The organism is Corallococcus sp. AB030 (genome assembly GCF_003668965.1).
Taxonomy (GTDB): Bacteria; Myxococcota; Myxococcia; order Myxococcales; family Myxococcaceae; genus Corallococcus; species Corallococcus exiguus.
Genome location: NZ_RAWQ01000131.1, coordinates 1 through 23,913, shown reverse-complemented (window position 1 = coordinate 23,913; position 23,913 = coordinate 1). Strand labels below are relative to the sequence as shown.

The 23,913-nt window shown below is 70.5% G+C and carries 18 protein-coding genes; 8 read left to right on the top strand and 10 right to left on the bottom strand.

Annotated elements, in window-relative coordinates; genetic code table 11:
• Positions 1 to 103: 103 nt before the first annotated feature.
• Both D7Y15_RS27355 and D7Y15_RS27350 read right to left on the bottom strand, forming a co-directional pair.
• Positions 104 to 661, bottom strand: a complete 558-nt coding sequence (locus tag D7Y15_RS27355; RefSeq protein ID WP_233597333.1) for a hypothetical protein — start codon at positions 659 to 661, stop codon at positions 104 to 106.
• Positions 662 to 739: 78 nt separating this feature from the next.
• On the bottom strand, positions 740 to 1,978 hold the full coding sequence (locus D7Y15_RS27350; protein WP_233597334.1) for a citrate/2-methylcitrate synthase: 1,239 nt from the start codon (positions 1,976 to 1,978) through the stop codon (positions 740 to 742).
• A gap of 173 nt (positions 1,979 to 2,151) precedes the next feature.
• On the opposite strand from D7Y15_RS27350, the gene D7Y15_RS27345 reads away from it, so the two are divergent.
• Both D7Y15_RS27345 and D7Y15_RS27340 read left to right on the top strand, forming a co-directional pair.
• Positions 2,152 to 2,928, top strand: a complete 777-nt coding sequence (locus D7Y15_RS27345; RefSeq protein ID WP_120579715.1) for a class I SAM-dependent methyltransferase — start codon at positions 2,152 to 2,154, stop codon at positions 2,926 to 2,928.
• Between the two features lie 61 nt (positions 2,929 to 2,989).
• Positions 2,990 to 4,336 (top strand): S9 family peptidase, encoded by a 1,347-nt coding sequence (locus D7Y15_RS27340; protein WP_120579716.1) that lies wholly within the window; start codon positions 2,990 to 2,992, stop codon positions 4,334 to 4,336.
• A gap of 7 nt (positions 4,337 to 4,343) precedes the next feature.
• Here D7Y15_RS27340 and D7Y15_RS27335 read toward each other — a convergent pair whose 3' ends face one another.
• Together D7Y15_RS27335 and D7Y15_RS27330 are read right to left on the bottom strand one after the other, a co-directional pair.
• On the bottom strand, positions 4,344 to 5,372 hold the full coding sequence (locus tag D7Y15_RS27335) for a prephenate dehydrogenase/arogenate dehydrogenase family protein (protein ID WP_120579717.1): 1,029 nt from the start codon (positions 5,370 to 5,372) through the stop codon (positions 4,344 to 4,346).
• 101 nt (positions 5,373 to 5,473) lie between these two features.
• Positions 5,474 to 6,976 carry a hypothetical protein gene (locus tag D7Y15_RS27330; protein WP_121754413.1) on the bottom strand — a complete coding sequence of 501 codons (1,503 nt, stop codon included), beginning with the start codon at positions 6,974 to 6,976 and terminating at the stop codon, positions 5,474 to 5,476.
• Positions 6,977 to 7,493: 517 nt separating this feature from the next.
• On the opposite strand from D7Y15_RS27330, the gene fusA reads away from it, so the two are divergent.
• Both fusA and D7Y15_RS27320 read left to right on the top strand, forming a co-directional pair.
• A complete protein-coding gene (gene fusA / locus D7Y15_RS27325) occupies positions 7,494 to 9,599 on the top strand; it encodes an elongation factor G (protein ID WP_121754412.1) in 2,106 nt (701 codons plus the stop codon).
• Positions 9,600 to 9,726: 127 nt separating this feature from the next.
• Positions 9,727 to 10,983: an RNA polymerase sigma factor gene (locus tag D7Y15_RS27320; RefSeq protein WP_120579722.1), complete on the top strand. Its 1,257-nt coding sequence runs from the start codon at positions 9,727 to 9,729 to the stop codon at positions 10,981 to 10,983.
• 9 nt (positions 10,984 to 10,992) lie between these two features.
• Here the strand turns inward: D7Y15_RS27320 and D7Y15_RS27315 are convergent, their stop codons facing one another.
• The 4 genes from D7Y15_RS27315 to D7Y15_RS27300 form a co-directional block, all read right to left on the bottom strand.
• Positions 10,993 to 12,441, bottom strand: a complete 1,449-nt coding sequence (locus D7Y15_RS27315) for a hypothetical protein (RefSeq protein WP_121754411.1) — start codon at positions 12,439 to 12,441, stop codon at positions 10,993 to 10,995.
• A gap of 36 nt (positions 12,442 to 12,477) precedes the next feature.
• Positions 12,478 to 14,640 (bottom strand): DUF4082 domain-containing protein, encoded by a 2,163-nt coding sequence (locus tag D7Y15_RS27310; protein WP_233605105.1) that lies wholly within the window; start codon positions 14,638 to 14,640, stop codon positions 12,478 to 12,480.
• Between the two features lie 144 nt (positions 14,641 to 14,784).
• Positions 14,785 to 15,426, bottom strand: a complete 642-nt coding sequence (locus D7Y15_RS27305) for a hypothetical protein (protein ID WP_121754409.1) — start codon at positions 15,424 to 15,426, stop codon at positions 14,785 to 14,787.
• 115 nt (positions 15,427 to 15,541) lie between these two features.
• Positions 15,542 to 16,066, bottom strand: coding sequence for a DUF2007 domain-containing protein (locus D7Y15_RS27300; protein WP_158624582.1), 525 nt, complete (start codon positions 16,064 to 16,066; stop codon positions 15,542 to 15,544).
• 217 nt (positions 16,067 to 16,283) lie between these two features.
• Between D7Y15_RS27300 and D7Y15_RS27295 the strand changes: the two genes are divergently transcribed.
• Positions 16,284 to 17,423: a glycosyltransferase family 4 protein gene (locus D7Y15_RS27295; RefSeq protein WP_121754407.1), complete on the top strand. Its 1,140-nt coding sequence runs from the start codon at positions 16,284 to 16,286 to the stop codon at positions 17,421 to 17,423.
• 20 nt (positions 17,424 to 17,443) lie between these two features.
• Positions 17,444 to 18,580, top strand: coding sequence for a glycosyltransferase family 4 protein (locus D7Y15_RS27290; RefSeq protein ID WP_158629124.1), 1,137 nt, complete (start codon positions 17,444 to 17,446; stop codon positions 18,578 to 18,580).
• A gap of 687 nt (positions 18,581 to 19,267) precedes the next feature.
• Here D7Y15_RS27290 and D7Y15_RS27285 read toward each other — a convergent pair.
• Positions 19,268 to 20,512, bottom strand: a complete 1,245-nt coding sequence (locus D7Y15_RS27285) for a glycosyltransferase family 4 protein (RefSeq protein WP_158629123.1) — start codon at positions 20,510 to 20,512, stop codon at positions 19,268 to 19,270.
• A 296-nt stretch (positions 20,513 to 20,808) separates the two neighbouring features.
• Between D7Y15_RS27285 and D7Y15_RS27280 the strand changes: the two genes are divergently transcribed.
• Complete coding sequence (locus D7Y15_RS27280) at positions 20,809 to 22,629, top strand: aminopeptidase P family protein (RefSeq protein WP_121754404.1); 1,821 nt, start codon at positions 20,809 to 20,811, stop codon at positions 22,627 to 22,629.
• A 117-nt stretch (positions 22,630 to 22,746) separates the two neighbouring features.
• Entirely contained in the window at positions 22,747 to 23,058 is a 312-nt protein-coding gene (locus D7Y15_RS27275; RefSeq protein WP_121754403.1) for a hypothetical protein, read from the top strand.
• 12 nt (positions 23,059 to 23,070) lie between these two features.
• Here the strand turns inward: D7Y15_RS27275 and D7Y15_RS27270 are convergent, their stop codons facing one another.
• Positions 23,071 to 23,781: a LytTR family DNA-binding domain-containing protein gene (locus D7Y15_RS27270; protein WP_121754402.1), complete on the bottom strand. Its 711-nt coding sequence runs from the start codon at positions 23,779 to 23,781 to the stop codon at positions 23,071 to 23,073.
• Positions 23,782 to 23,913 lie beyond the last annotated feature (132 nt).

Here is a 23,913-nt window from a genome sequence, read left to right as displayed (position 1 = left end):
TTTCCAGGTGAGCAGTGACTAACGCGTCAGCAAGGTAAGGCTGTTCATCCCTTGCCGTCCACCCACGCGCGGTGCAGGAGCGTGGGGGACACACCCCGTGAACTCAGGGCGTGCGGGACGCCACGGCGGGCGCGGCGGTCATCGCCTGGCTGAGCTTCCGGGCACCTTCCGAGAAGGCGCCGCGTGCGATTTCCTGCCCGGAGGTGCCAAGCACCTGGGCGAACACGTGGTCGAACCCCTTCTCCAGGCCCATGGACTTGTGGGGTTCACCCTTGGAGTCCGCGACCATGTAGAGCGACGAGTCCAGCTCGGCGGGCGGTGCCTCGCCCTTCTGGCGGTACAGGTCCTTCATGGCGGCGAGCGACTCGTTGTGGCTCTTGCGGATCTCCCCGCGAGCAATGCCCTTGAAGAGGCCCGAAACGTCGCGCAGGTCCACGTGGATGACGACGATGGGCTTCTTCTCACGCACGTCGTAGATGAACTGGGAAGCTCGCTGGCGCAGCTCATCCTTGGTGCCCTTGTTGGCATACAGCACCAGGGTGGGCCGGCCCTGCCCGATGGGGACCTCCTTGCCGAACACGTCCTTGAGTTCAGCGGCGCTGGCCGGGAGAGCTCCCAGCAATCCGAGCAGGCAGGTCAGCAGGGCGGTCTTCTTCATCATGCAGTGGCTCCAAAGGGTGAAGAGTCGCAATGGGTCCACAAACATCGCCACCCCCATCCTGAATCCCGGCCGATGAATTCAATCTGTCCCTGGTGAAGAGGGGCCGACGTAGCGAGCCCTGGGGCGCAGCAGGTGGCCCTGCTCCCGCTGTTCCAGCACGTGCGCCACCCAGCCCGCCGAGCGCCCCACCGCGAACACCGTCGCCGCCGCGCCCTTCGGCAGCCCCAGCGCCTCCGCCAGCATCACCAGCCCCACCTCCATCGAAGGCGCGGGATGTCCCGCGTCGCGCATCACGTCCACCAGCGCGGCGCCCACGCGCACCGATCTCGCATCCGGGCGCAGCTCCCGCGCGGCAAGGACGAGCGGGGGCGTGCGCGGGTCTCCCTGGGGATACAGCCGGTGGCCGAAGCCCGGCACCGACTCGCCCCGGCGGACGTATGTGTCCACCACCTCCTTCGCCCGCTCCGGACGGCCCACCTCCGTGAGGAGCGCCTCCACGCGGTCGCACGCGCCTCCGTGCTTCGCTCCGGAGAGCGCCGCCATCGCCGCGCCCACGCACGAGTACAGGTCCGCGCCAGAGGATGCCGTCACCCGGGCGGCGAACGTCGACACGTTCAGCTCATGGTCCGCGCAGAGTACCAGTGCCTGGTTCAACGACGCCGCAGCGTGCGAAGAGCGGGCGTCCCACGCGTGCGCCAGCGAGTCCGCCACCGTCTGTTCCCTCAAGGCGTGGGCCACGCGCTCCGGCGCCCGGGCCGCGCACACCCACGCCGCCAGGTGACGCAGCAGGCCTCGGGCCCGCACGAGCTCCTGGTCCGGTGGCGCCGCGAAGCGCACCGCGTCCCGCGCGCCCAGCAGGGGCACCAGCGTCGCCAGCACCTTCGCGGGAGGCGTGCCCTGGGGCAGGAGCGCCGCCAGCGCGGAAGGAGGGATGGGGGCTCGTGTCGCGGGCCACGTCGTGTCCCGGTGTTTCGGTAGCGCGCCGGACCAGAGCAGCTCCGCTACGTCCTCGAAGGAGCGCCCTTTCGTGGCCAGCTCCACCGCGGAGTGGCTTCCCCGGTACGCCAGGCCTTTGGCCTCCACGCGCGAGACCGCGGAGTCGATGACGGGCTCGCCCCAGCGCAGCGCTCCCGCCGCCACCGCCGCGTGTCCCGCCCTCGCGTCGTGGCGGACCTTCAGCCGCTCCAGGTCCGCGCGTGCGTAGCGGTTCTCCTTCGTTCCCTGCACCGGCACGCACCGCACCAGTCCCCGGCTCACGTAGGTGTAGAGCGTCGCCAGCTTCACGCCGAGCAGCGCCGCGGCCTCGCTTGCCGACACCAGGGCTTCCTCGCGCTCAGGTCGATGTTCGAATCGAGATTGAGAGCGTCCACCGCGGCGTCTATCCATGCTCCATCCACCTCCTGGAAGGGGAGTGTCGGCGCGGCGCGCGGCCGCTGTCGACGTGTCTTTCCTGATGGACGCGTGGAGCCTTGAACCCTGGAGGACATGCCATGCAGGTGGACTTTGGCCGTACGTCGGAGGACTACGCCCGGCACCGCGCCGGCTTTCCGGAGGCCTTCTTCGAGAAACTCATCCGTGAAGGCGTCTTTCGTCCGGGCCAGCGCGTGCTCGACCTGGGCGCGGGCACGGGCACGCTCGCGCGGGGACTGGCGAAGCGCGGAGGTGACGCCACGGCGTTGGACCTCTCGGAGCCCATGCTGGATTCGGCGCGCCGGCTCGCGAGCGAGGAGGGGCTGTCCATCGACTTCCGCGTGGCTCCGGCGGAGCGGACCGGCTTGCCGTCGGAGTCCTTCGGGCTCGTCACCGCCGGCACGTGCTGGCATTGGTTCGACCGCGCCGCCGCGGCCCGCGAGGCCTTCCGGGTGCTGGCGCCGGGAGGCCGGCTGGTCATCGCGCACTTCGACTGGCTGCCTTTGCCGGGCAATGTCGTGCAGGGGGTCCACACGCTCATCGACACCTTCAATCCCTCGCAGGTCGCGCCCTACGTCGAGTTCGGACACGACGCCGGCATCTACCCGCGCTGGTTCCAGGACGTCGCCACCGCGGGCTTCACCGGCCTGGAGTCCTTCTCCTTCGACACCGTCGTCCACTACTCCCACGAGGCCTGGATGGGGCGGGTGCGCGCCAGCGCCAAGGTGGGCCCGGTGCTCTCCGAGGACGAGGCCGCCCGCTTCGATGTCGCGCACGCGAAGCTCCTCGCGGAGCGGTTCCCCCAGACGCCGTTCGCCGTGCCCCACCGCGTGTTCGCGCTGGTGGCGACGCGGTGAGTGACAGAAGTGGAGGCCTGCGGTGTTCGAAGCGCCAGCACTTCGCTGGAGGCCAGAGACCATGGGCATCACACTGGACCGTCGCTCCCTCATCCAAGCCAGCCTGGGGCTGACCGGGGGGCTTGCGCTCCTCCGGGGCGCTCCCGCAGCGGCGGCCGGACAGCCGTCCACGACCTCGTCGTCCCCCTCGTCTTCCGACGAGCCCCGGCCCTGGTGGGAGCTGGGCCTGATGGCGGACCCCATCATGGAGAGCCAACTCCTGCACTTCCTGGCCGGGACCTACAGCGCGCAGTCGGACATCAGCGAGGTGCTGGACACCGCGTCCCGCATCGTCGCGGGGGATGACTGGAGCTGGCCCAACGAGTGGGTGAGCACCGCCGACCGCATCCGCGCCATGGGCGACGTGAGCCAGTCCCGCCGCCATTCCATCAGCGCGGGCAATGCCTACCTGCGCGCCGCCAACTACTACCGCGCCGCGCTCATCCACCACCCCGAGCCCACTCATCCGAGCGTGGTCGCCACCGGGCGCAAGGCGGTGGACGCCTACAACAAGGCGCTGCACCTGTTGAAGATTCCGGGCACGCCCGTGCGCATCCCGTACGAGCGCACCACGCTGCCCGGCTACTTCTTCCGCGCCCCGAGCGCCCGGAGCATCGCGCCGCTGCTCATCTTCCAGCAGGGCCGCGACGCGTGGCCGGAGGAGTCCAAGTACGTCATCGACGCGGCGCTCGCGCGGGGCTACCACTGCCTCATCGTGCACGCGCCCGGCCAGGGCATGGCCATCCGCGAGCAGGGGCTTCCCTTCCGTCACGACTGGGAGCAGGTCATCCGCCCGGTGGTGGACTTCGCCCTGTGCATCGCGGGCGTGGACTCGCGGCGCATCGCGCTGCTGGGGTGGAGCATGGGTGGTGCGCTGGTGCCGCGCGCCGCCGCGTTCGAGCGGCGCATCAAGATCCTCATCCCCAACCCCGGCGTCCTCAACTGGGGCCAGTCCTCCTTCGAGCAGTTCAACATGTACTTCCCGGAGCTGATGCAGCTGCTGGACAGCAACCCCCAGGCCTTCGACGCGGCCATGGCCCAGCTGATGGAGCAGGTGTTCCTGTATCGCTGGTACATGAAGGACTCGATGTCCAAGCACGGCGTCAGCACGCCATCGGCCCTGCTCTTCGAGCTGCGCCGGTTCAACAACGAGCCCATCGTCCACCGCATCCGCTGCCGCACGCTGGTGATGGACGGCACCGCGGAGGCGTTCTCCCAGGGCCAGGCCCGGCTGCTCTTCGACGCGCTGGAGTGCCCGAAGGACTACATGCTCTTCACCACCCAGGACACGGGGCTCCTGCACTGCCAGGAGGGCGCGCAGGCCGTGGCCAACCACCGGATGTTCGACTGGCTGGACGAGTACCTCTAGCGCCGCGTCATCGCAGGCCGCTACCCAGTACGGCGCGGAAGACGGCCTCCACCTCCTGCGCGTCCACGCCCAGCTCCCGGGCCCACGCCCGGCGCACGGCGAGCAGCGTCTCCGTGCGAGCGGGCTCGTTCCCGGCCTCCTGGGCACGGCGCTGACGGCGGGCCAGCTCCTCGCGGCGGGCGAGCAGCTCCACCAGTTCGCGGTCGAGCGCATCAATGTGCTCACGCGGCTCGCGGGGCGCAGGCGCTTCCGGTTCCAGGCCGGGCACGGCGACGCCCGAAGCCTCCGGTGCTTGCGTCACCGTGGGGGCCGCCTCCAGGTCGCGGTGGATGTCCTGGAGCGCCGCGAGCAGTTGGCCTCGCGCCTGCGTGGCGAAGGGGTTCTCCTGCTGGATGGCGTTGAAGAGATGGCCCGCGTCCGCGCGCACGGTCTCGATGGTGCGCGACAGCGCCTTGAAGCTGGCCGGCGCGAAGGGCACGTCCGCCGCCGCGCCGGAGTCCACCATCCCCTTGGCCACGAAGAAGGTGAGTGCATGCGTGCGCGCCATCACCTGGTCATGGCCCTCGGGCGACTGCTCAATCACCTCGCAGCCCAGCCCCTCGTAGAAGCGCCGGGCGCGCGGGGCTGCTTCCGGATGCAGTGGGTTGGGGCAGAGCACGACGCGCATGGGTCGCTCGGCCATGGCCAGGCTCAAGGGGCCGAAGAGCGGATGCGTGCCTACCCAGGGCACCTGTTCGCCCAGCACCTCCGTCAGCGCCTCCACGGGCTTCACCTTCACGCTGCCCACGTCCAGCACCAGGTGCTCCGGTTTCAGGTGGGGCCGAAGGGAGCGCAGCACGTCCCGCATCTGGGGCACCGGCACCGCCACCACCACCAGCTCCGCCCCTTCCAGCAGCTCGTGTACCGAGTGCGCGCGGAGCGGCTCCGGGATGTCCGCCACCGGGTCCAGGGCGCGGTGCTCCACGCCCACCGCCTCCAGCAGCGTTCCCAGCGCGCGTCCAAAACGTCCGTATCCCACGAGTGCGACATGCGGCATGCGCCGGAGTCTACGCGGGCACGCGACCGATAAACGACCGCCGGGTCCCTCGTGAAGAGGGACCCGGCGGGGGACGACTTGCCAGGATGGACGGCCTGGGACTACCGGGCGCGGAACATCTCCACCGTGAGGCAGGACTCGGTCTTCTCCGGGAGGACGAAGAAGGGCTGCTGGCGGCTCAGGCCCTGGGACGTGCCAAGCCAGCCGTCGCCAATCTGCCCGGCGCCGTCGTACACCAGCGCCAGCCAGTCATGCTGCGCCGCCGGGATGAGGTCCGTGGTGTCGGCGTCGCGGTTGAGGCTGTACGCGTAGGACGCGGTCTGGATGACGCCGTCGCCGTTGAAGTCCAGGTTCGCGCTCGCGGTGCCGGCGCGCTGCACGCCGTTGATGCGCACGCCGATGTGGGCCAGGTCCGCCTCCGTGGTGGGCGCGACGGGAGCGAACGCGGAGACCTCGTTGACGGACGCCTCGCTGATGGCGGCGACGCGCACGCGCGAGTAGTCCAGCACGTTGTCCACGCCGTCAATGCGCAGGCCGAACATCTGGTACTCGTAGTTCATCTGGCTCAGGTAGTTGGCCTTGTAGTTGCTGTCGTCGTTGCCGCCGTGACGCAGGCCGATGTTGTGCCCCAGCTCGTGCATGAGGGTGCCGGCCTGCTGCAGCTCCGTGCCGCCCGCCACGGGCCAGCCGCCCAGCGTCACCACGAAGTCATGCGCGGGGATGCCGCGGGAGATGCCGCTGGAGGTGCCGCCGTTGTACGTGTTCGCGAACAGCGCGTAGTGGAAGAAGGGCGCGCGGCGCGACTTGAAGTACTTGGCCTTGATGACGTCGAAGTCCGTCCACACGGGGGTCAGGTCCGTGTCCGCGTCCGCGGCGGCGATCTGCGAGTCCAGCACCAGGTGCAGCGCGATGCCCGTGGTGCCGTTGGGGTTGGACACCGGCGCGTTGGCGAAGGACGTCGTCACGCGGTCCAGCGCCGCCTGCGTGGGCTTGCGGTCCGCGTAGTAGTCCACCTCCACGAACACGTCCTTCTTGCGCGGATCCGCGCCCCAGTAGCGCAGGTCCACGCCGCCGTAGCCGTACAGCTCCGCGAAGTCGCTGATGCGGTCCCCGTCCGTGTCGGAGCTGTTGGGGTTGGTGCCGTAGCGGGCCTCGGCCGCGTCACAGACGCCGTCGCCGTCGGAGTCCACGGCGTTGAGCGCGCACAGGTACACGGGCTGCACGGCGGAGACCTCATACTCGGTCCCGTCCTGCGTCATCGTCGTGTACTTGGGCCGGTGGTAGACGGTGACGGAGCGGAAGCCCGCGCGGCTGTAGACGAGCCGCACCGCCTCCTCGCCGGAGGCCGCGGTGATCAGCTGGACGTTGTTCTCGCCGTTGCGGTTGCCGTACGCGTCGAAGACGTAGAGGCCGGACGAGTCCGTGGACTGGGTTGCGAGCCCGGTGCCGCAGCCGGTGCCGCTGCAGGTGCCGGAGGCGACGATGACCGTCACGCCTGCCACGGCACTGCCCGACGCGGAGTCGTAGATGTAACCGTAGACACACCCATTCAAGCCGACGAGACCCATGGAGGCCGTCAGCAGGCTTTTGTAGAACGTGGACATACTTCCCCCTCGGAAGAACCAGGGGTTGGCTTCTGTCGCCAACCGCCACATGTACGGCGCCCGCGGCGGATATTCTTTCGGGGATTTATTTCCGGCCCTGGAACACGGGGAGGCCGTCGGGTTGACAGCGGGGGCTGTCTGTCTTACTCCTATCTCGTCATGAGGCCCGTCACTCTCCATGCCCTGCCTGTCCTGAGCGCCTTCGCGCCGGCGGCGGACGTGCGCCTCGCCCCCCGTCACGAGGTCCTGCTCGATATTTGAGCAGGCGGACCGGAGTCCTCCGGTGCGCGCGTGGCTGGTTGCCCGCGCACCGTGAGCTCCGTCTCCGCCCGTCCCCTCCCTGGGGGTGCCTTCGTGTGTCCTCGCGCGTTCCCGTGGCGGCCTGACGTGCCGTTCCGGCCCTGCGTGCGCGTGCGCGCCTGAAGACAGCCACCGGTCCATTCCACTCATCCAACCGGCAGCTCAATCCAATACACACCCGCGGGCCTCGCTGTCCGGACGGGAACGGGAGTCTTCCATGTCTCGCACCACGCGCATCGAGCGGTATCGCAACATCGGCATCATGGCCCACATCGACGCGGGCAAGACGACGCTCACCGAGCGCGTCCTCTTCTTCACCGGCCGCATCCACTCCACGGGAGAGGTGCACACGGGCTCCACGGAGATGGACTGGATGGAGCAGGAGAAGAAGCGCGGCATCACCATCACCTCCGCGGCGACGACGGCCTTCTGGCAGCCCCGGCACGGGCGGGAGGCGGGCGTGCCCCATCGCATCAACATCCTGGACACGCCGGGCCACGTGGACTTCACCATCGAGGTGGAGCGCTCGCTGCGTGTGCTGGACGGCGCGGTGGCGGTGTTCGACGCCAGCCAGGGCGTGGAGCCGCAGTCGGAGACGGTGTGGCGTCAGGCGGACCGCTACGGCGTGCCGCGCATCGCGTTCATCAACAAGATGGACAAGGTGGGCGCGGACTTCGCCCTGAGCGTGCAGTCCATGGTGGACCGGCTGGGCGTGCGCCCGGTGGCCGTGCAGTGGCCCGTGGGCGACGGCGCGGACTTCCAGGGGCTCGTGGACCTGGTGCGCATGCGGCTGGTGCGCTTCCAGGGCGACGACGGCGGCTTTGACGACGACGCACCTGTGCCTCCAGAGCTGGTGGAGGCGGTGCTGCCGTACCGCATGCGCCTCATTGAAGTGTGCGCGGACCTGGACGCGGGCGTGATGGAGAAGTTCGTGGACGGGCGGGTGGAGGACATCACCGTGGAGGAGCTGGAGCGCGCGCTGCGCTCGGGCACGCTCGCGCGGACGCTGGTGCCGGTGCTGTGCGGGTCGGCCTTCAAGAAGAAGGGAGTGCAGATGCTCTTGGATGCGGTCGTCAGCTACCTGCCGTCACCCGCGGACGTGGCCGCCGTGGACGGCTTTGCGCCCGTTACCGGCGAGCGCGTCAGCCGTCCCGTGTCGGACTCGGGTCCGCCCACCGCGCTGGCGTTCAAGTTGATGAGCGACAAGGCCGTGGGAGGCATCGTGTTCCTGCGGGTGTACTCGGGCACGCTGCGCGCGGGCACCGTGCTGCTCAACCCCGTCACCGGACGGAAGGAGCGGGTGGGGCGCCTGATGTTCATGCACGCCAACCGCCGCGAGGAGGTGGCGGAGGTGCACGCGGGCGACCTGTGCGCGGCGCTGGGGCTCAAGGGCGTACGCACGGGCGACACGCTGTGCGACCCGGAGGCACCGGTGGTGCTGGAGGCGTTGAACGTGATGGAGCCCGTGGTGCAGCTCGCCGTGGAGGCGCGCTCTCCCGCGGAGCTGCCGAAGTTGGAAGAGGGCCTGCAACGGCTGGCGGCGGAGGACCCGTCGCTGCGCCTGGGCGTGGATCCGGAGAGCGGCCAGGTGCTGCTGTCCGGCATGGGTGAGCTGCACCTGGAGGTGGTCGTGGACCGGTTGAGGACGGAGTTCGGCGTGGAGGCGCGCGTGGGACAGCCGAAGGTGGCGTACCGCGACACGCTCCGGAGCGCGGTGCGCCAGGAGTACCGCCACGTCCGCCAGTCCGGCGGGCCCGGACAGTACGCACGCGTGGTGCTGGACGTGGGTCCTGCGCCGCGAGGGGCGGGGCTCGTCTTCGTGGACGCCACGAAGGGTGGCTCCATCCCCCGCGAGCTGGTGCCCGCCATTGAAAAGGGCGTGGCTGGCGCCATGGCGAAGGGCATGCGGGAGGGCGTGCCGCTGGTGGACGTGGAGGTACGGCTGGTGGATGGGGACACGCACGTGAAGGACTCCACGCCGCAGGCCTTCATGGTGGCGGGCTCGCTGGCGCTCCAGGAGGCCGCACGGCGCGTGGGCGTGCAGGGGCTGGAGCCGGTGATGGAGGTGGAGGTGGTGACGCCTGAGGAGTTCCTGGGCGACGTGCTGGGCGACCTGGCGTCGCGGCGGGGACGGGTGTTGGGGATGGAGGCGAAGGGGACGGCGCGGTGCGTGTCCGCGCGCGTGCCCATGGCGCGCCTGTTCGGCTACGTGACGGCGCTGCGTGGCCGCACGCAGGGGCGGGCCCAGGCGAGCATGCGCCTGGGGACGTACGAGCCGGTGCCGGAGTCGGCCGCTGGCCTGGCAGCCGAGGCGCGGGCGTGAGGTGACGGCCCCGGGCTTCCCGACGAGGGGAGGCCCGGGGCCGTGCTGTCTTCGGGGGAAATCGAACCCCCTGTCGATTTCCGGGGCGCCCATTCGACGTGCATTTGATTGAGTTCGCGCCGTGACGATGTCCAAGGCGCAGGCCGCGGTGCACGCGGTGTGGAGAATCGAGTCCGCCCGGCTCATTGCCGGGCTTGCGCGCATGGTGCGCGACGTGGGGCAGGCCGAGGAGCTGGCGCAGGACGCGCTGGTCGTGGCGCTGGAGAAATGGCCGGTGTCGGGCGTGCCTGAGAATCCGGGCGCGTGGCTCATGGCCACCGCGAAGCGCCGCGCCATCGACGAGATGCGCCGTCACAAGCTGCTCGCGCGCAAGCACGAGGAGCTGGGGCATGGGCTGGAGGAGGCGGAGGTGCCAGACCTGGACGCGGCCCTGGACGACGACGTCGGCGACGACCTGTTGCGCCTCATCTTCACGTCCTGCCACCCGGTGCTGTCCCCGGAGGCGCGGGTGGCGCTCACGCTGCGGCTGTTGGGCGGCCTGACGACGGATGAAATCGCCCGCGCGTTCCTGGTGCCGGAGCCCACGGTGGCCCAGCGCATCGTCCGGGCCAAGCGCACGCTGGCGGAGAAGGGCGTCCCCTTCGAGGTCCCTCATGGCGACGAGCTGGCGGCGCGGCTCGCGTCGGTGCTGGAGGTCGTCTACCTCATCTTCAACGAGGGCTATGCCGCGACCGCGGGCGATGGCTGGATGCGGCCGGAACTCTGCCAGGACGCTCTTCGCCTGGGCCGCATCCTCGCGGAGCTGGCGCCGGGCGAGCCGGAGGTGCACGGGCTGGTGGCGCTGATGGAGATTCAAGCGTCGCGGTCCCGGGCGCGGGTGGGGCCCTCGGGGGAACCCGTGCTGCTGCTGGAGCAGAACCGCGGGCAGTGGGATCAGCTCCTCATCCGCCGCGGGCTCGCGGCGCTGGAGCGCTCGGAGAAGGCCGGGCCGGCGGGGCCCTACACGGTGCAGGCCTCCATCGCCGCGTGCCACGCACGAGCGCGCACGCCGGAGGCGACGGACTGGCCGCGCATCGCGGCGCTCTACGCGGTGCTCGCGAGGCTCACGCCATCACCGGTGGTGGAGTTGAACCGCTCTGTCGCCCTGTCGATGGCGTTCGGTCCCGCGGTGGGGTTGGAGCTGGTGGACCAGCTCGTGGCCGAGCCGTCGCTCAAGCACTACCACCTGCTGCCGAGCGTGCGCGGCGACCTGCTCCAGAAGCTGGGGCGTCTCAAGGAGGCCCGGGCGGAGTTCGAACGGGCCGCGTCGCTCACGCGCAACGCGAAGGAACAGGCGCTGCTGCGCGCGCGTGCCGCCGCCTGCTCGGGCGAGAAGCCGTCGTAGTCCCGCGCGCTAGGGGTTGTGGCAGTTGACGAGGTTGGTGATGCCGGAGCCCTTCACCCGGTAGTCGTAGTTGTGGTGGCCGGTGCCGTGGGCGGACTCGACTTCGGGCTGGGCCCTGAGCCAGGCCACGGTGGCGGCGATGTCGGCGCAGGGGGTGGGAATCTCCTGCGTGAAGCGCTGGTCCAACGCCTGCCACCGGCGGCTGCCCTCCTCGTAGCCCTTGCGCCGTGCCTCCACGAAGGCCGGGGTGACGATGGTCACCTCCCGCGTGTCCGAGCCCCGGGTGCTGCCGTCGCCGAAGCGAGCCTCCACGGACAGTCGCACGGTGCGCGCGGTGGACGTGTCCAGCGTCAGCTCCGTCGTCACCTCCGTTGCGCCCGCGGGCACTGGCACCGTGGCGAAGCGCTTCTTCACCTTGCCCCGTGCATCCACCTCCACGAACGTCACCGAGGTCACCGGGGGGACGACGCTGTCGAGCCCTGATGCCTCCACTGTCAGCGAGGCCTTCGTTCCGGTGACGTATTCCTCCGGTGCTCCGCGAAGTCCGATCAACCGGAGGCCGCCCGAGTCTTCGTCCTGGAGCGTCTGCTCGCACTTCAGGGACAGCTTCACCGGGAGGGATTGCTGGAGGACAGGCTCGTCCTTGCACGACAGCTCCGCGCGCAGCGTCACCGCCAGCGACGACTTCCCCGAGGCACAGGCCCGGGTGAGGTCACGGACGGACCACAGCGGCAGGTCGAAGGTGAAGTCCTGCCCGGTGGACGCGGAGTCTGTGGCGGGCTGGAACGTCCGGGGCAAGCCCTTGCCCGGGCCGTTAAGCACCACCTTCTCCAGCCGGTCGGGACACCGCGCGTCCAGGGTGAGCTCGGGGTGGATCCACAGCCCGGTGAAGCCGCCTCCGTCAACGGACCGCAGCTGGCCGCCCTTCACCCAGGCCTCGCTCTGGTGGCGGAGCTCGAGGCCCGGCTTCTCACGCGGCGGCCGGTGCAGTTCCCGCAGGCGCCGGGCTTCGTGCCGTTGCTGCTGGAGGAGCGACAGACGCGCCCGCTTCTCCGGGGGCAGGGGGAAGCCGGGGAACTCCTCGTCGGGACGCGGCTCATCGCGCTTGAGGCCGATGTAGCGGCCGTCCGCGCGCGTGTTCCCCACGAAGAGCAGCAGCGGTTCATCCCAGGTGGCGATGAGCGCGTCGTGCAGGTCCGTCTGGCCCAGCTGCTCGATGGGACCTCGCGCGAACGTCCGCTCCGGTGACTCGATGCGCAGGATGCGCATGCCGGGCGTCAGCTTCGCCTGGTCGGCCGGCCTTCCTGGCACCACCTGCGTGATGGTCACTGCCTTGCCGTCGGACTGGACGGTGAACCCGGAGGGCTCCACCGCGACGGAGAACGGCGCCGCCGCGAGGAGCCACGTGGTGGCGAACAGGGACGTCGCTGCACTCAGGAGCAGGGGAGCGGCGGGCATCCGTGAAGCATACCCGCCCTCCCATGCGTCACGTGCTCAGGGCCGGGGCGACAGCTCCAGGTTGTCGAAGTTCGTGTCCCAGCCGTTGGACGTCGTCAGCGTGAAGACCGTGCAGGGCTGCGTCCAGGTGGGCACCACGTGCGTCACCTGGCCCGCCGTCAGCGGGAAGGTGAGGCTGGGCAGGTCGATGCAGCTCAGGGTGAGCGTGGCGCCCGTGTCCCACGTGAAGGCATCCAGGCCCAGGACGCGGCGCTGGCCGAAGATGGACAGGTTGGCCTGGGTGAGACCACCTCCGTTGAAGGAGATGCTCTTCGTGTCGAACCCGCCCCACGGCGACGCGATGTACCAGCGGTTGAGGCCGAAGTGGATGGGACCGTGCGGGCCGTTGAAGGTCTCGTCGGCGCCGGGGAAGGAGTCGAAGGTGACGAGGTTCGTGGACGGGCCCACGGGGATGGCCAGCGCGTGCGTGTTGTTGCCGGGCACGAAGTCCGTCTCCGAAGAGGAGATGGTGGCCTGGCTGGTGAACGTCCCGGCACTGAAGGGGATGGCCTCCACGTGGACGGTGAAGCTCGCGCCCGGCGCCAGGGTGGGGGCGCCACACTGCAGGTCACTGAAGAACCCGCAGTGCCCACCGTTCACCGGCGGAGCGTTCGCCGAGTAGAAGAAGTAGTTCAAGCCCGCGGGGATCGGGACGTCGAGCACGACGTTGGTGGCGGTCGCCGGGCCATTGTTCGTCACGGTGATGTCGTAGAAGAGCACGTCACCGTTGGCGCCCGTGCCGTCAGGGAACGACTGCGTCACGGCCAGGTCCACCGTCGCGGGACCGCTGGGCTCCGAGGGGACGAACGTCACGTCCACCCAGAAGTTGGTGTTGAGCCACGCCTCCGTGGGGAACGCGCTGCCGTTGAGGTTGCGAACGCCGTTGCCGCTGGCCTCCACGGTAGAGGGCGCGTGCAGCGGGGGCATGTCCACGCCCGCGGTGCTGAAGTAGTACGGGGTGATGGCGTAGCGCCCGCCAGTGGCGAAGTACGACACGACGTAGGTCGTGTTCGCGGCCAGGCTCACGGGCGTGGAGAAGGCCAGCTCGCGCCAGCCGAAGCCCGTCTCCGCGGGCGTCGTCTCCGTGGTGGCCAGCAGCGTGCCGGTGGCGCTCCACAGGTGGCCCACGTGCGGGCCGGTGTCGGTGCTGCCCTTGTAGTAGCGGACCTTCGTCACCGTGCCCGCCACGTCGGTGCGGAACTTCACGCCGACCTCCGTGGGGGTGGCGTCGGCGTTCTCGAACTGCGGGTCGCCCGTCACGCTGTTCCACAGGCTGCAGGGGTTGCAGGCCATGTTCGGGAGCGTGGTGGCGTTGATGACCGTGGAGGACGCGCTGAGGTTGCCGGCGGCGTCACGGCCGCGCACGGCGTAGTTGTACCCGGTGGAGGGCGTCAGACCGGTGTCGCGGTAGCGCACGGTGGTGCCGGGCAGCTCCGCGATGAGCTCGTTGTTCCGGTACACCAGGTGCCAGCGGGCGTTGCCCTGCACCTCACCACTGCCGTCCACGGACGCGTACCAGGTCAGGTCGATGGCGGTGGACGAGCTGGGCAGCGCGGTGACGTTGGTGGGCGCGCGCGGCGCCGTGGTGTCATTGGCCTGGAAGGCCACGTCCACCCAGTAGTTGCTCGCGTTGAACGAGCTGGTGGGGAAGCCGCTGGTGCCGTAGCGATAGAGGCCGTTGTTGGACGCCTCGGCGTGCAGGGGCGGCACATCCAGCGCGGACGCGAAGGCGTTGCTCGTCACGGCGTAGTGCCCCGCGGGCGCGTGATACGAGACAACGTAGTTCGTGTCGGCGGCGATGGTGACCGGCGAGGCGAAGCGCACCTCCTGCCAGCCGGAGGCCGTCTCGTCCTGGAAGGTGGCGGTGGCCATCAGCGAACCGGACGCCGTCCACAGGCTGCCGGTGTGCGTGCCCGTGTTGCCCGCGCCCTTGTAGAAGCGCACGCCCATGATCCGTCCCGGAGCGTCGCTGCGGAAGCGAACACCCAGCTCCACCGCGCCGCTGTCGTCCGCGGCCGTCACGGCCGGAAGCGCGGTGGTGCCCAGGAGCGACCGCTCACCGGCCAGCAGCGGCTGCGCGGCGGACGCGGCCTCCGGTGTCTCCTGGGTGGGCGGCTCCGCGGGAGCACAGCCCGCCTGAATCCATGTGAAACCCAGCACGAATGTCGTGACCCAGCGTGATGCATGTCGAAGCACGTCGGACTCCTGGTATGAGTAAACCGACGGTGGCTTCGCATGGTGTCAACATGAAATCCATGTATTCCATGGATGGTTGACATTTCTCGCGTGGCTGACGGCAAAAGGTCAGGGTCCCCGAGACAATTCCGCCAGGAATTGAAACAGCTCCGTTTGTTCATGGGGTCGTACCAGCAACCACGTGTGGCCCTGTCCGGGGACCTCTCGCGAATCCAACCTCAGCCCGGCGGCACGCCAGGATTCGAGCGCCGTCCGCCAGAGGGGAGCGCTGCCATCCAGCTCTCCGATGAATGACAGGAGGGGCACCCTCGCGTGCGCGGCGCTACGGGGCGGGTTGTATTCATCGCCGCGAGACAAGCGGGGTGCGCCAGCAATCAGCACCAACGCGCGAAAGGCGTCGGGGCGCGCGGCCCACAGCTCGAGCGCCATCTGCGCGCCCGCGCTGAATCCCAGCAGCACGGGCCGTTCCGCATCCACGCCGGGGACGCGAGCCACCTCCGGCAGCGTGCCGAGCATCACCCGGTTCGCGTCCGCGCCGCTCCATCCCTGCGCGTGCTCACGGGGGAACGTCAGCAGCGCGTATCCCTGAGTGGCGAAGGCGTCGGCCAGGGGCTCCACCAGCGTCAGGCCATCCGTGCCCGTCGGGTGCAGCCACACCACCAGCCGGTGCGGGTGGTCCGGGGTGGCCTTTCCGGAGACGAAGAGGCGGTAGGGCAGGCCGTTCTCGGGAGCGCCTGTCCGCGTCGGCATGACAGCCACCCCGGGCGTGCGAGGCACGGGGGGCGCGGAGGCGCACGCGGTGGCCAGGGCCAGGGTCAGGGCGGCGAAGCGAACACGAGAGCCCAATGCCAGACACCTTCTGGGTTCAGTTCAGCAGGGCGTTGAGGGTGCTCGCCAGCAGGAGGAGGAAGGGCGGGCCGAAGAGGAAGAGGAGGATCAGCCATGCGACGACCTTGCGCTTCCGGCCGCGCTGGACCTGGGCGCCCGAACCCTTGCGGTCCGCGCAGTCCTCACACACGCCGGTGGTGGCGCCATCGCAGCTCGCGCACAGGAAGGTGCCGCACCGCTCACAGGTCCGCGTGGCGCGCTGGCCGTGCACCGCGCAGTGCGCCTCCTCGGAATCGGGGTCCGGCGTCGCGGTGGGACCGGTCCCGCCGGGCTCCTCCTGCGGCACGCTCCGGAGCAATTCACGGGCGCGCTCCAGCTCCCCGGAGGGGATCAGCACCCGCAGCTCGATGAAGGCCCCGGCCACGCCCAGCATGGAGCGGTGCTGCTCTCCCTGGACGAGGCACGGGATGCCGTTCGCTTCGAGCAGCGCCCGCACGAGCGCGGCCTCGGACTCGTCGCCGCAGGTCGTGAGCAGTTGGAAGTCGCGATCGGGGATTCCCAAGAAGGGCTCCGGCGGGGCCCCTCGGGGGCCTGTAGGCATTGGATGCACACGAGTCTCGCGTAGGACGGAAGCCCCGGGCAAACGGGCCGTTCCTCCTCTGGGCGGCACCGTTCCTTCACGCTCCGCGAAGGAACTTCCACTGCTGGACATCCGCCGGGGCGCGGGCTGGGCTCGGGGGGTTGTGGGGCTGGGGCGCGTGCCTAGCTTGGCCGCGTCCATGAAGAACGAAATGCACCCGACGGCGCGCCCGACGCGCGTGGCTCACGTGATGTATGGCCTGGAGATGGGCGGACTCGAACAGCTGGTGGTCCGGCTGTCCCAGCATGGCCGCGAGCGGGGCATCGACTCCGTGGTGCTGGCCCTGGGGCCGGACGGTCCGGTACGCGAGCTGCTCCAGCGCGCCAACGTCCCCACGGTCTGGTTGGGAGGCCTCGCAGGCATGACGCCCGCGGCCATCCGCCGGCTGGCCCAGGAGGTGGATGCCTTTGGCGCTGACGTGGTCCATGGCCACGACGTGGGGCCCTGGCTCAACGCCGTCGCCACCCGGACGCTGCGTCCGCGCACGCCCGTGATGGGCACCTTCCATCAGACGGTGGAGCCGCAGGGCAAGCTGCGCCCCGCGGCCATGGCCGCCGCCATGTTCACCCAGTCCCTGGTCGCGTGCGGCAGCGAGGTGCGCGCCAGCCTGGAGCGCTGGAGCCCGAAGCTGCTCTCCAACGTGGTCACCATCGAGAACGGCGTGCCGCTGGAGGTGGCCACGGGCGAGGAGGCCCGCCGGGCCGCGCGTGAGCGTCTGGGCCTTCCCCAGGACGCCAAGGTGGTGGGCTACCTGGGCCGCCTCTCCGAGGAGAAGGGCCCGGACCTGTTGGTGGACGCCTTCCTGCGCCACTTCGCGGACGCGAAAAACACGCACCTGGTGATGATTGGCCCCGGCCCGATGGAGGCTTCGCTGCGCGCTCGTGCCGCCGCGTCTCCGCTGGCAGGACGGGTGCACTTCACGGGCGCGCTGCTGGAGGCGAGCAAGCTCCTGCCCGCGTTCGACGTCTACGTGCAGCCGTCCCGCCGTGAGGGCCGCTCGCTGTCGCTGCTGGAGGCGATGGCGGTGGGGCTGCCCACGGTGTCGCACGCCATCCCGGCCATCCGTGAGGTGCACAGCGATGGCCAGACGGCGCTCCTGGTGAAGTCCGAGGACGTGGATGCGCTCGGCGGCGCGGTGAAGCGTCTGGCCCGCGACGCGGAGCTGCGCTCCCGCCTGGGGGAGGCCGCGAAGCGCGAGGCACAGCGCTACTCGCTGTCCACGATGGTGGATACGTACGCGAAGCTCTATCGGGGTGCCGCGGCTCGCGCCCAGGCGTGAGAGGGCACGGAGGACCACGCGTGCCGCACTCCACCATCCTCCATGTGCGCAGCACCTGCGGCCTGTATGGCGCGGAGCGGGCGCTGCTGTCGCTGGCCGCGTCCACGCCGTCGCCGTGGCGCGCGCAGGTGTGCAGCCTCGTTTCGCCCGGGCGGGTGGACGTGCTGTCGGGCGCGGCTCGGGAGCAGGGGCTGGACGCGCTGACGCTGGAGGTGCCCGGCCGCTTCAGTGCGATGGCCGTGGCGACGCTCGCATCGGAGGTGCGCAGGCGCGGCGTGGGGCTGCTGCACGCGCATGACTACAAGTCGCTCACGCTGGGAGCCGCCGCGAGCGCGCTCGCCGGAGTGCCGCTGGTGGCCACGTACCATGGGGACACCGGCGCCACGCCCGCGCTGATCGCCTATGAGGGCTTCGCGCGCGTGCTGGGTAACTGCACACGCGCGGTGGCGGCGGTATCGCGCGAGCTGACCGCGCGCCTGCGCCGGTACGTGCACCGCTCGCCGGTGGTCTACATCCCCAACGCGCTGCCGCTCGCGGATGAATGCACGGAGGAGGAGCGGCTCCTGGCCCGTGAGGCACTGGGGCTCGCGCCGGAGGGTTCCGTCATCGCGCTGGTCGGACGCCTGTCGGTGGAGAAGGGGCCCCAGGTGCTGCTGGACGCGATGCACCGGCTGGCCCGGACGCCTGGCGCCACGGTGCCCACGCTGCTGCTGGTGGGCGATGGCCCGCTGCGCGAGTCGCTGGAAGCGCAGGCTCAAGGGCTGCCGGTGCGCTTCCTGGGATTCCGCTCGGAGGTTCGCAGCGTGTACGCGGCGGCGGACGCGGTCGTGATGCCATCCCTGCGCGAAGGCATGCCGCTGGTCGCGCTGGAGGCGATGGCGCTGGGAAGGCCGCTGGTGGCTTCCGGAGTAGGGGAGTTGCCCCACGTGCTGGGCACGGGGCGCGGGCTCGTGGTGCCTCCGGGCGACGCGGGCACGCTGGCCTCGGCGCTCGCGGGATTGCTCACGGCGCCTGGATGGCGCACGCGGATGGCGCAGGCGGCGCGTGAGTACGTCGTGGCCCACCACGCACCGGAGCGGATGGCGAATCGCTACATCGAATCCCTCTACCTGCCCGCCATGATGGACCCACGCGACGAGCAAGTCGCGGCCGGGTAGGGCAACCGAGGCATCACCGCCTCATTTCCCGGAAATCGCCGCGGCACCCCTCCTGTCCGAGACGGGCCAAGCCTGTCCGACAGTCGGACCGGCTTTTCACGGCTCGGATGGGCGGAGGCCCTCGTCGGCTTCGGCCGCCCAAAAGCTGTAGGACAGTCGGACAGGTTTTCAGGGGCCGGATGGGCGGAGGCCCCCGTCGGCTTCGGCCGCCCAAAAGCTGTAGGACAGTCGGACAGGTTTCCAGGAGCCGGATGGGCGGAGGCCTCCGTCGGCTTCGGCTGACCAGAAGCTGTAGGACGGTCGGACAGGTTTCCAGGAGCCGGATGGGCGGAGGCCCCCCGTCGGCCTCGGCCGCCCAAAAGCTGTAGGACAGTCGGACAGGTTTTCAGGGGCCGGGTGGGCGGAGGCCCCCTCCAGCCGAGGCCTCCGAGAACGTGTCCGACTGGAGGGTTGCGCAGAATAGCGGTTCCAGAGCGCCTTCAGGCTGGTCGGCAGGAGGGTTTAACGCGGCTCCTCTCTCCACAGGTACCGAGCGCTTCCAAGGTCGGCCGCTACTCTTTATCTGTTCTGCGCAACCCTCCTGTCGGACAGGTTTGTGCCGTGCTCTCCCGGCGGGCGAGCCCCTCGCGGAACCCATGTCCGCGGGCCTGGACGTGCGGTGGCGGCCCACCGCACCGGGCCGGAGACTCAGTTGGCTTCCGCTCCGGAGAGCTTCTCCCCTTCGCCGCTCACGGACACCGCGTTCAGGTAGAGCTCGCCCAGCCCGGCCCCGATGCCGTCCCATGCGAAGGACTCCGCCATGCGGCGGGCGTTCTGCGCGAGCCGGCTGCAGAGGTCTGGATCCTTGCGCAGCCGGCGCAGCGCGATGGCGAACTCCTCGGGGGACTCCGCCAGGAGGACATGCTGCCCCTCCACCACCGGCAACCCCTCCACCGCCAGGCGCGTCGCCACCACCGGCACGCCCGCCGCCGCGGCCTCCAGTACCTTCAGGCGCGTTCCACTGCCCGCTCGCAGCGGAATGGCCGTCGCCAACGCGCGCGCCAGGTACGGCGCCACCGACGGCACCGAGCCCGTCACCACCAATCGCTCGTTCTCCAGGGCTCGCACGGACGCGGGCGGACTGCGGCCCACCACCATCAGCTTGCTGGTCGACAGCTCCGACGACACCAGCGGCCACACCTCGCGCGCCAGCAGCAGCACCGCGTCTTCATTGGGCCACCAGTCCATGGAGCCCACGAAGACCAGGTCGTCGCCCTTGCTCTCGCGTGGCTCGAAGTCCGGCAGCTTCACGCCGTTGGGCACCACCTGCACCCGCTTCGCTCCCATGGCGCGCAGTTGCTCCGCGTCCACGGACGAACACGCCAGCACGGTGTCCGCCTGCCTCACGCACTCGCGCTCCAGCCGCTCCACCCGCTTGAACTGCCAGTTCAGGAATGGACGCATCGGAGGTGGACTCAGCGGCGCCATCCGCGCGAGCAGCTGGCTCTCCACGTTGTGCTCGTCGATGACCAGGTGCGCGGACGGGTTGAGCTGCCGCGCCACCGGCAACAGCTGCGCCATGTGCAGGTGGTCGAAGTGGATGATGTCGAAGGGGCCTCGCTCCGCCAGCACCCGGCGCAAGGCGTCCTGCACGCCCTGGCGCGCGAAGCGGACGTAGGTGAGCGGCGTGCCCCGCAGGAAGGCCCTCGTGCTGTTCAACGTCTCCTCGGGGGCCACGCGCGGCAGGTCCACCAGATGCAGCCTCGATGCCGGAACGCCCAGCTCTCCCAGCCAGCGCTTGAAGCCCTCGGCGTCGTTGCCCGCCCGGTGCACCGCGAACACGTCCAACGAGAAGCGCGAGGCAAGGGCGCGCACCAGCTCGAGCGTGCGCAGGGTGCCGCCCGTATCCGAAGGCAGCGGAACATAGGGAAGGATGGCGAGTACGCGTCGCACGGTGGGAATCCAGGCCTGCTTCAGGAGACGGGTGAAGCCCGGCCGCGTGCTCCTCACCGCGGCCACCGGCTTGGTAAGCACCCTCGTTCCATGGGCCCAGGCCCACGCGGCGCTTTCCCGTCAATGGACAACACATCGTCCATCCGCGGCGTAACGGGATGCTGCATCGCGTCTTCCGAGCAACAGCCGTATTCCCGGCGGTCTTGACCCGGCGGGTGGGCCCCTGCCCGTGAGGGGCCTCGAAAAGGCGCGCTGTTTCCGGCATGAGGACGCACGGCGCAACGACGGAGGATGCCATGGGCCTTGAGCAGACGCAGGGGGCCGCGGCGCGCGAGCGAATCGCGCGGGTGCGGCAGGTGATGCGGGAGCGTGGTGTGGCGGCGGTCTGGGTCCCGACGAGCGACCCGCACCTGTCCACCTACGTGCCGGCCCGCTGGAAGGGGCGGGAGTGGGCGTCTGGCTTCACCGGCTCGCTGGCCACGCTGGTGGTGACGGCGGACTACGCCGGCCTCTGGGTGGACAGCCGCTATTGGGATCAGTCGGACGCCCAGCTGAAGGGCAGTGGCATCGCGACGGTGCGGACGACGAACGCGCCCGGGCAGTCACACCTGGACTGGCTGGCCGCGAACGTGCCGCCGGGGCAGACGGTGGCGGTGGATGGGGCGGTGCTGGGCCTGGGCGTGGCGCGCTCGGCGGCCTCGCAGTTGTCCGCGGCGGGGTTGGTGCTGCGCACGGACCTGGACGTGGTGGCGGAGGCGTGGACGGACCGGCCGCCCCTTCCCTCCGCGCCTGTGTTCGCGCACGCGCTGTCACCCGTGCCGCGGACCGACAAGCTGCGGGCCGTGCGCGCGGAGATGGGCGTGCTGGGCGCGACGCATCACTTCATCTCCACGCTGGATGACGTCGCGTGGCTGCTGAACCTGCGCGGCGCGGACGTGGATCACCTCCCGCTGTTCCTCGCGCACCTGCTGGTGGAGCCCGGTGGGGCCCGGCTGTTCATCGGGGAGGGGAAGGTGCCGGACGCGCTGCGCTCGGCGCTGGAAGCGGATGGCATCACCCTCCACCCGTATGGCGAAGCGGCCCGCGCGCTGGGGGCGTTGGCGGACGGGACGCGGCTCCTGGTGGATCCCCGGCGCATCACCCACGGCCTGCGGCAGGCGGTGCCCAAGGGCGTGACCGTGGTGGAGGGGCTCAACCCGTCCACCGTGGCCAAGTCGCGCAAGACGGACGCGGAGCTCGCGCACTTCCGCGACGCGATGGAGCAGGACGGCGCGGCGCTGTGCGCGTTCTTCGCCTGGTTCGAGTCCGCGCTGGGCCGCGAGCCCATCACCGAGCTGACCGTGGACGAGCGTCTCTCCGCGGAACGGGCGCGGCGCCCGGGCTTCGTCTCGCTCAGCTTCTCCACCATCGCCGCGTTCAACGCGAACGCCGCCATGCCGCACTACCGGGCCACGGAGGCCGCGCACGCGACGGTGTGCCTGCCGGGGCAGAAGCCGCAGGGCCTGCTGCTCATCGACTCCGGCGGCCAGTATCTGTCCGGCACCACGGACATCACCCGCGTGGTCCCCGTGGGCGAGCCCACGCCCGAGCAGCGGCGCGACTTCACGCTGGTGCTGCGCGGAAACATCAACCTGTCCCGCGCCCGTTTCCCTCGGGGGACCCGCTCCCCGAACCTGGACGCACTGGCGCGCGCGCCGCTGTGGGCGGAGGGGCTGGACTACGGCCACGGCACGGGCCACGGCGTGGGCTTCTTCCTCAATGTCCACGAGGGGCCGCACGGCTTCTCTCCGACCCTGCCCAATGACCTCACCACGGCGATGGAGCCGGGGATGATCACCTCCAACGAGCCCGGCCTCTACCGTCCGGGCCGCTGGGGCATCCGCATCGAGAACCTCATCGCCGCCGTGCCGGACCGCAAGACGGAGTTCGGCGACTTCCTGCGCTTCGAGACGCTGAGCCTCTGCCCCATCGATACGCGGCTGGTGGACCCGGCCCTGCTGTCCCGCGAGGAGGTGGATTGGCTCAATGCCTATCACTCCACCGTGCGCGAACGGCTTGAGCCCCACGTCGAAGGTGCGGCGCGCGACTGGCTGCTCCAGCGCACCCAGCCGCTCTGAACCGCACTGCTCGCGACCTGACGGAAAGGCAGACGCGTCACTGGACGCGTCGCCCCGGAGGCGCGCAAGCTGGGCCGCGCGGGGGGGCGGCCCCGCATGTGATTGGAAGGACTTCGCATGCGACTGACCCGAGTGCTGTTTCCCCTCCTGGCCTGTGGAGACAGCAATGGCGGCGTGGGGGAGAGCTGCGGTGAGGACGGCTGTGATTCCGGCCTCTCCTGCCGGAGGGACTTCCCCGGCACCTTCTGCGCGCAGGACTGCACCGCGGAAGGGGAGGGCGGAGGCTGTCCGTCCGGCGCGCTGTGCACGCGCCAGTTCGACGCACTGATGTGCTCGCCCGTCTGTGACGCCGAGTCCGACTGCCGGGACAGCTACGCCTGCAACGGCGTCAGCAACACGAACCTCAAGGCCTGCCAGGTCAAGCTGTAGGCCCAACCGCCCTCAAGGGCTCAGCCGCTCCCGGAAGCGCTGGGACTGGCGGCGTGACATCTCCACTTCCCGGCCTCCTCTGAGCCGGGCGATGAGCGTGCCGCCTGGACCTGGCTCCAACGCCTCCACGAAGTCGAGGTTGATGAGGTGCTGGCGGCTCGCGCGGAAGAAGCGCGCCGGGTCCAACCGATCCTCCAGGTGGTTGAGCGAGCGGGCCAGGAGCGGCTCCGCGTCCGGCAGGTGCAGCCGGGCATAGTTGCCCTCGGAGCTGAAGAGCGGCACCTGCGACAGGGCCACCAGCCAGCAGCGCTCGCCGTCCCGCACGAACACGCGCTCCAGGGGCGTCACCGGCGCGCCAACCGCGCGCTGCGCACGCCCCCGTTGCCGTACGCGCTCCAGCGCCTCCGCGAGCCGCGCGGCCTCGATGGGCTTGAGCAGGTAGTCGAGCGCATTCACCTGGAAGGCCCGCAGCGCGTGGGCGTCGTGCGCGGTGGTGAAGACCACGTCCGGCGGGGCTTCCAGCCGGTCGAGCACGTCGAAGCCCGTGCCGCCCGGCATCTGGATGTCGAGCAGGAGCAGGTCCGGCGCGAGCGCCTCCACCCGCTCGCACGTCTCGTCCACATGGGTGGCCTCGCCCACCACCTCCACCTCGGGGAAGGCCGTCAGCAGGCGGCGCAGCTCCGCGCGCGCGAGCCGCTCGTCGTCGGCGATGAGGACCTTCATGCCGCCTCCAGGGGGATGTGCACGTGGGCCGTCGTGACCGTGGCCTGTGACTGATCCAACCGGAGGGTCGCGGCGGCGCCGCAGAGCAGCCGCAGGCGCTCCGTGGCATTGCGCAGCCCCACGCCCCCCGGG

Coding starts and splice junctions, on each gene's coding strand:
- D7Y15_RS27355 (WP_233597333.1), bottom strand. CDS start 661: ATGATGAAGAAGACCGCCCTGCTGACCTGCCTGCTCGGATTGCTGGGA.
- D7Y15_RS27345 (WP_120579715.1), top strand. CDS start 2,152: ATGCAGGTGGACTTTGGCCGTACGTCGGAGGACTACGCCCGGCACCGC.
- D7Y15_RS27340 (WP_120579716.1), top strand. CDS start 2,990: ATGGGCATCACACTGGACCGTCGCTCCCTCATCCAAGCCAGCCTGGGG.
- D7Y15_RS27335 (WP_120579717.1), bottom strand. CDS start 5,372: ATGCCGCATGTCGCACTCGTGGGATACGGACGTTTTGGACGCGCGCTG.
- D7Y15_RS27330 (WP_121754413.1), bottom strand. CDS start 6,976: ATGTCCACGTTCTACAAAAGCCTGCTGACGGCCTCCATGGGTCTCGTC.
- fusA (WP_121754412.1), top strand. CDS start 7,494: ATGTCTCGCACCACGCGCATCGAGCGGTATCGCAACATCGGCATCATG.
- D7Y15_RS27320 (WP_120579722.1), top strand. CDS start 9,727: ATGTCCAAGGCGCAGGCCGCGGTGCACGCGGTGTGGAGAATCGAGTCC.
- D7Y15_RS27315 (WP_121754411.1), bottom strand. CDS start 12,441: ATGCCCGCCGCTCCCCTGCTCCTGAGTGCAGCGACGTCCCTGTTCGCC.
- D7Y15_RS27305 (WP_121754409.1), bottom strand. CDS start 15,426: ATGCCGACGCGGACAGGCGCTCCCGAGAACGGCCTGCCCTACCGCCTC.
- D7Y15_RS27295 (WP_121754407.1), top strand. CDS start 16,284: ATGAAGAACGAAATGCACCCGACGGCGCGCCCGACGCGCGTGGCTCAC.
- D7Y15_RS27280 (WP_121754404.1), top strand. CDS start 20,809: ATGGGCCTTGAGCAGACGCAGGGGGCCGCGGCGCGCGAGCGAATCGCG.
- D7Y15_RS27275 (WP_121754403.1), top strand. CDS start 22,747: ATGCGACTGACCCGAGTGCTGTTTCCCCTCCTGGCCTGTGGAGACAGC.
- D7Y15_RS27270 (WP_121754402.1), bottom strand. CDS start 23,781: ATGAAGGTCCTCATCGCCGACGACGAGCGGCTCGCGCGCGCGGAGCTG.